General features: G+C 61.2%; 2 pseudogenes. Both read right to left on the bottom strand.

Annotated features, from left to right (window positions below):
- Positions 1-527: pseudogene (locus tag C4N04_RS31445) on the bottom strand (carbohydrate ABC transporter permease); the annotation flags it as partial.
- Positions 524-760 (bottom strand): annotated as a pseudogene (locus C4N04_RS31440) (sugar ABC transporter permease); the annotation flags it as partial. The pseudogenes C4N04_RS31440 and C4N04_RS31445, both read right to left, overlap by 4 nt.

The raw sequence follows: 760 nt of genomic DNA, 5'->3' as shown, positions 1-760 counted from the left end.
GTGGCGTTCTGCAGCGTCATGCCGAAGCGGCCGAGCGAGCCGAGGATCGTCGCCATCGGCAACAGCACCGACTGGAACGGGATGAAGCAGGCAAACAGCATCAACCCGAACACCAGCGTATGGCCGGGGAAACGCCATTTGGTCAGGATATAGCCGTTGAGCGCCCCTAAAATGGTGGAGATCGCAACCGCCGGCACCACCATCTTGATCGAGTTCCAGAAGTAGCCCTTGATGCCGGCGCAGGTCAGCCCGACGCAGGTCTCGCCCCAGGCCTTGATCCAGGGATCGAAGGTCGGCGATTGCGGCAGCGCCAGCATGTTGCCGCTCTGGATCTCCTCCATCGTCTTGAACGAGGTCACCAGCATGACGAAGAGCGGCATCAGATAGAGGATGGCGAAGATCAGCAGCAGGCCGTAGATGACCAGGCGGCCGATCCAGCGGGTATTGTTGCTGCTCTGGTCGCTGTTGTCGCTGCGCTGCGAGAGCGTTGCGGTCGGGGTGCCGATCGTAGAGGTGACGCTGCTCATCGCGCCTTCTCCTTCAGTTCGGAATAGAGATAGGGCACGATGATCGCCGAGATCGTCATCAGCATGATGATGGCGCTGGCCGAGCCGACGGCCATCTCGTTGCGCTTGAAGGTATATTCATACATGAAGTTCGACGGCAGCCAGGCCGAGCCGCCCGGCCCGCCCGAGGTCAGCGCCACCACCAGGTCGTAGGACTTGATCGCCATATGAGCGAGCACGATGAAGGCGGAGAG

The organism is Rhizobium sp. H4 (assembly GCF_003013335.1).
In the GTDB taxonomy this organism is placed as follows: Bacteria; Pseudomonadota; Alphaproteobacteria; order Rhizobiales; family Rhizobiaceae; genus Rhizobium; species Rhizobium sophoriradicis.
Note: the sequence above shows the minus strand (reverse complement) of the source record. Positions and strands in the feature narration are given on the sequence as shown.